Source organism: Roseisolibacter sp. H3M3-2, assembly GCF_029211165.1.
GTDB lineage: Bacteria > Gemmatimonadota > Gemmatimonadetes > Gemmatimonadales > Gemmatimonadaceae > Roseisolibacter.
In genome coordinates, this window is sequence record NZ_JARGEK010000347.1 from 1 (window position 1) to 5061 (window position 5061).

Below are 5061 nucleotides of genomic sequence, written 5' to 3' on the forward strand. Positions count from 1 at the left end.
CGGCCGGCCGACGGGTGGGCCGCGCGGGCGCGCGCGTTCGCCCTGTCGTGGGCGGCGTCGCTCGACGCGCTGCGGTCGCCGCGGCGGCTCGCGCTCGCGGTGGCGAGCGGGCTGCTGATGAAGGTCGTCGAGGCGGGCGGGTGGACGGCGGTCGAGCGCGCGTTCGGCGTCGCGCCGCGGCCGGGGAGCGCGGTGCTGGCGCTGGCGGCGACGAACCTCGCCTCGGCGATCCCGGCGTCGCCGGGGAACCTCGGCGTCTACGAGGGGGCGGCGCTGGTCGCCTACACCGCGCTCGGCGTGCCGCGCGAGCAGGCGCTGGCGATGGGGGTGGTGGGGCACCTCGTGTATCTGGTGCCGTTCGTGGGGGCGGGGTGGGTGGTGCTGTCGATCGGGCAGTTCAGGGCACGGCGCAGGGCGGGGTGAGGCGAAGACCCGGGTGCTGCGCAGAGCGGGGTGAACCGAACACAGGGATACCTCGCAGAGCGGGGTACCACGGACCTACGAGCTCATAGCCGGTAGGTTCGCCGTGCCCCGGTGTGCGGTTCACCCCTTGGTTCGGTTCACCCCGCTCTCCGCCGTACCCTGCACTCCGCCATACCCCGCCCTCCGCCGTGACGAGGCATCAGCCACCGTTGGCGATCGTCACCGGCTGACTGTCACTGTCCGACAGGTTGACCGGCGCGCACCCCGGCAGCCCCGGGAGGTCCGGCACCACCAGCGCCGCCTCGAGCGTCGCCGGGCCGTCGGGGAGGCGGCGCGTGTCGAGGGCGAGCGGCAGGCGCGTGACGGCGACGATCGGCGTCGTCGGGGGCGCGAGCAGGAGGGTCGAGACGACGCGCCCGCCGAGGCGCAGCTCGACGCGGCCGCCGGTGTTCGGGTAGAGGAGGTTCACCAGCACCGTGACCTGCCCCCTCAGCGCGCGCGGGTCCACCGCGCCGCCGGTCTCGGCGTCGGTCACGCGCGCGACGAAGGTGCGCGCGGTGGCCGGGACGCCGACGTTCACCGTCACCGAGTCGCGCACGCCGGGCGCCGCGGCGAGGCGCACCGTGACGGTCGCGCGCCCGGCGCGCCCGCTCTCGACGACCCCGCGCGCGTCGACGACCGCGACGCACGAGTCGCTCGTCTGGACGCGCACCGCGCTCGGGAAGCCGTCGGGGAGGACGTCGGTGGGGACGACGCTCAGGTTCAGCGCCTCGCGCACGCGCGGCAGCAGGTCGAACGCGCGCGGCGACAGCACGACGACGTACGGCGGGAGCACGAGGAAGGGGAGCGCCGCGCGCGCCCCGCCGCCGGCCGACGTCTCGGCGACCAACTGCGCCTGGCCGGGGGCGCGCCCGGTGACGTTCCCCTGCGCGTCGACCGTCGCGACGGCGGTGTCGCTCACCGTCCACCGCAGCGGAGGCGTCGAGGCGTCGTCGCACGTGGCCTGCACCGCCGCGGGCCGCGACGTGCCGGCGACCACGTAGTCGTCCGGGAAGCGCCCGAGGGCGACGGTGCAGCGCGTCGGGCCGGCGGGGTCGCCGCAGGCCGCGGCAACGAGGAGGGCGGAGAGTACGGCGGGGAGGGGGACGCGAGGGGACATTCGAGGATCCTAACGACTGCGACCTGCGACCTGCGACCGGGTGGCCCCGCAGGTCGCAGGTCGCAGGTCGCAGGCTCCGTCAGATCCCGCCCGCGAACGTGTCGCAGCTCCGCGGGTCGCCGCTCGTGAAGCCGCGCTGGAACCACCGCGCGCGCTGCTCCGCCGTGCCGTGCGTGAACGAGTCGGGGTTCACCTGGCCGCGCCCGCGCTGCTGCAGGCGGTCGTCGCCCACCGCGCTCGCGGCGGCCAGCGCCTCCTCGGCGTCGCCCGGGTCGAGGCGCCCCTCCCCCTTCACCGTGTACGCCCACACGCCGGCGTAGCAGTCGGCCTGCAGCTCCATGCGCACCGACAGCGGGTTCTGCGCGTCGGGCCGCGACTCCTGCAGCTGGCGCACGCGCGCGTCGGTGCCGAGGACGTGCTGCACGTGGTGGCCGATCTCGTGCGCCAGCACGTACGCCTGCGCGAAGTCGCCCGGCGCGCCGTAGCGGCGCGACAGCTCGTCGTAGAACGAGAGGTCGATGTACACGCGCTCGTCGGCCGGGCAGTAGAACGGGCCGACCGCGCTCGGCGCGTTGCCGCAGCCCGTCGCGACGCCCTCGCGGAAGAGCACCAGGCGCGCGTCGCGGTACTGCTGCCCCGCCGCCTGCGGGAGGAGGCGCTCCCACTCGTCCTGCGAGTCGTTGAGGACGTACGTCACGAAGTCCACCAGCTGCGCCTCGGCGGCCGTCTGCTGCACCGGGGCGTTGGCGGCGACCTCGCCGCCGGCGGAGCGCGAGGTGCCGCCGCCGGAGAAGACGCCGCTCATCAGCGTGCCGATGACCATCACCGCGATCACGCCGAGGATGCCGAAGCGGCGGCCGACGATGGAGGCCAGGATGCCGAGGAGGGCGCCCCCCCCGCCGCCGCCCGCGTTGAGCGGGGAGCCGCGGCGGTCCTCGAGGTTGGAGCGGTCGGAGCCTTGGTCCCAGCGCATCGGCGGTCCTCCTGCCGGAAGTGTGGTCGTGAGGTGGTGGGGGCCGGATTGGCAGAAAGTGGACCGGGCGCGGTGGCGGCGGAACGGGGGGGACGTATGTTCGCGGAGGACCCGGAACCTCCCGAGGGAGCCGGGCACTCGTCCGTCGGCGGCCCCCGTCGGGGCGGGGCCGCCGCGCCGCGGCGCTGACCGGCCGCGACTCCCGCCCCGGTGGAGAGTCCACGCATGGCCTCGGTTCGCGAACTGCTCGTCCGGAAGCACGGCGACCTCGTCACCGTCACGGGCGGCACGACCGTGCTCGACGCGAGCACGCTCATGGTGGGGCGCGGGATCGGCGGCGTGCTGGTCGTCGAAGACGGCGTCCTGGTCGGCATCTTCACCGAACGCGACGTCCTGCGCCGGGTGGTCGCCGTCCAGCGCGACCCGGCGACGACGGCGGTGCGGGAGGTCATGACGAGCCCGGTGCTCACCGTCGCCCCCGAGACGCCGCTCGAGGACTGCCGGGTCCTGATGAGCGAGCGGCGCATCCGCCACCTCCCGGTCACGGCCGACGGGGCGCTGGTGGGGGTCGTCAGCTCCGGCGACGTCCTCGCCTACGAGGTCTCGGAGCGGCAGGCGACGATCCAGCAGCTGGAGAGCTACGTCTATTACGTGAGGAGCTGAGCCGGCCCGACGGCGGTGGGGCGGCGTGCCCTCCGCGCCCCCCCGCGCGTCCCTAGGGCGGTTCCCCGCCCCACGCGCCCCTCCCGATGGCCGAGCTCGACCGCCCCGAACGCATCACCAACATCACGGGTCTCCGCGCCCAGCCGGAGACGCCGGAGCGGGGCGCGACCTCCGTCGGGCGGCCCGTGCGCTGGCCGTCGGCCCCGTGCCGGCTGTGCGAGCGCCCGGTCTGGGTGTTCGCGCGGACCTGCGCGTGCGGGATGCCGAGCCCCGGCCGCCAGGCCCGCGGGCCCTACCTGGCGCAGGCGGCGGTGGCGGTCGTGGTGGTGGGGGCGGCCGCGTGGTGGGCCGCCCGCCGGTAGCCGGCCGGGAGTCCCTTCCCGGTCAGGGCGCCCGGTCGGCGCGCCCGTAGCCGACGAACAGCCCGCCCCCCGCCGACACGGCGAGCCCCAGCAGCGGAAGCGCCCCGTCCAGCGCGAGGACGCTGCGGCCGAGGGCGAGGACCCCCAGCACGCAGAAGCCGATGGCGACCACGGCGCCCACCTCGTGGGCGTCCTGGTGGTGCCGGGCGAGCGTCTGCCCGCTCCAGGTGCAGACGGCGAAGACGGCGAGCCCCACGACGAGGGCGAGGGCGAGCGACACGACCCATTCCTCCGCGATCGGACGAGGGAAGTGTGGGGCCGTCCGGGCGCCGCCGCGAGGGGCGTGACGCACCCGTGACCCGGAAACCGACCCGGGAACCGCCGGCGCCCCGGCGGCTCTCTGGGGTAACACCCCCAGCACGGCCCGGGCCCGACGCCCGGCCCACGACCCTTCTCTCCGGACCAGCCCGTGACCTCGCACACCTCCCCGGCCGTCGCCACCCTGGGCGGCGGCTGCTTCTGGTGCCTCGACGCCGTCTACCGCCGCCTGCGGGGCGTGCTGCGCGTGGAGTCCGGCTACGCCGGCGGCCACGTCGACGCCCCCTCGTACGAGGAGGTCTGCGGCAAGCGGACGGGCCACGTCGAGGTGGTGCAGGTGACCTTCGACCCGGCCGTGGTCTCGTACCGCGAGCTGCTCGAGGTCTTCTTCGCGATCCACGACCCGACCACGCCGGACCGCCAGGGGAACGACGTCGGCCCGCAGTACCGCTCGGTGATCTTCACGCACGACGACGCGCAGCGCGCCGACGCCGACGCGGTGATCGCCGAGCTGACGCGCGACGACACGTTCGGCGCGCCGATCGTCACCCACGTGCTGCCGGCGCCGCGCTTCTGGCCGGCCGAGGGCTACCACCAGGACTACTACGCCCGCAACGCGCGCCAGGGGTACTGCCAGGTGGTGATCGCGCCCAAGGTGGCCAAGCTGCGCGCGAAGTTCGCCGACAAGCTGGCCGCCGCCTGACGGCCGGCCGGCGGGCGCCGGGCGGGTGATACGGGGTGATGCGGGTGATGCGGGGGTGATCGGGCGCGCCCATCTTGGCGCCCATGCCCTCCGCCCTCGCCCCAGCCCCCGCGTCCGTCCCGCCGCGCCCCCGCGACCGCGCCGTCGACTGCGGGTGCGACGCGCGGCTGCACGTCCACGTCCTCGGCCCGCTGTCGGGCGACGCGCGGGTGCACGCCTGCCTGCGCTGCGGCGCGGTCGCGTGCGTCCGCCCGAACGTGTGGGAGCCGCGCCCGCACGACGTGCGCCTGGTGGGCTACACGCCGGTGCCGCTGGCGCCGGCGCTGCACGCCTGGCTGGCGGCCTGGCCGCGGTGGGCCGTGCGCGCCCCGGGCGAGGAGCTGTACCTCGCCGCCGTCGCGCGCGGCGCCGACGCCGACGCGCTGCCGGCGCTCCTCGACGCGGCGGCGGCGCGCGCCTT

The 5061-nt window shown here is 76.2% G+C and carries 8 protein-coding genes; 5 read left to right on the plus strand and 3 right to left on the minus strand.

Features of this window, described 5'->3' with window-relative positions; all coding sequences use genetic code 11:
- A partial coding sequence (locus PYV61_RS20670) for a lysylphosphatidylglycerol synthase transmembrane domain-containing protein (RefSeq protein WP_275835178.1) occupies nucleotides 1-423 on the plus strand: 423 nt, incomplete at its 5' end.
- Nucleotides 424-622: 199 nt separating this feature from the next.
- Here PYV61_RS20670 and PYV61_RS20675 read toward each other — a convergent pair.
- Both PYV61_RS20675 and PYV61_RS20680 read right to left on the minus strand, forming a co-directional pair.
- A complete protein-coding gene (locus PYV61_RS20675) occupies nucleotides 623-1582 on the minus strand; it encodes an Ig-like domain-containing protein (protein WP_275835180.1) in 960 nt (319 codons plus the stop codon).
- Nucleotides 1583-1661: 79 nt separating this feature from the next.
- Nucleotides 1662-2555 (minus strand): neutral zinc metallopeptidase, encoded by an 894-nt coding sequence (locus PYV61_RS20680; RefSeq protein WP_275835182.1) that lies wholly within the window; start codon nucleotides 2553-2555, stop codon nucleotides 1662-1664.
- Nucleotides 2556-2780: 225 nt separating this feature from the next.
- Between PYV61_RS20680 and PYV61_RS20685 the strand changes: the two genes are divergently transcribed.
- Together PYV61_RS20685 and PYV61_RS20690 are read left to right on the plus strand one after the other, a co-directional pair.
- The gene (locus tag PYV61_RS20685) at nucleotides 2781-3218 is read left to right on the plus strand and encodes a CBS domain-containing protein (protein ID WP_275835184.1); all 438 of its coding nucleotides are present in this window, start codon (nucleotides 2781-2783) and stop codon (nucleotides 3216-3218) included.
- 86 nt (nucleotides 3219-3304) lie between these two features.
- Entirely contained in the window at nucleotides 3305-3580 is a 276-nt protein-coding gene (locus PYV61_RS20690) for a hypothetical protein (protein WP_275835186.1), read from the plus strand.
- A 22-nt stretch (nucleotides 3581-3602) separates the two neighbouring features.
- On the opposite strand, the gene PYV61_RS20695 is transcribed toward PYV61_RS20690, so the two are convergent.
- Nucleotides 3603-3860 (minus strand): hypothetical protein, encoded by a 258-nt coding sequence (locus PYV61_RS20695; RefSeq protein ID WP_275835188.1) that lies wholly within the window; start codon nucleotides 3858-3860, stop codon nucleotides 3603-3605.
- Nucleotides 3861-4049: 189 nt separating this feature from the next.
- On the opposite strand from PYV61_RS20695, the gene msrA reads away from it, so the two are divergent.
- Nucleotides 4050-4601 (plus strand): peptide-methionine (S)-S-oxide reductase MsrA, encoded by a 552-nt coding sequence (gene msrA / locus PYV61_RS20700; protein WP_275835190.1) that lies wholly within the window; start codon nucleotides 4050-4052, stop codon nucleotides 4599-4601.
- 83 nt (nucleotides 4602-4684) lie between these two features.
- Nucleotides 4685-5061 (plus strand): hypothetical protein (locus PYV61_RS20705; protein ID WP_275835192.1); only part of this gene is annotated, 377 nt, incomplete at its 3' end.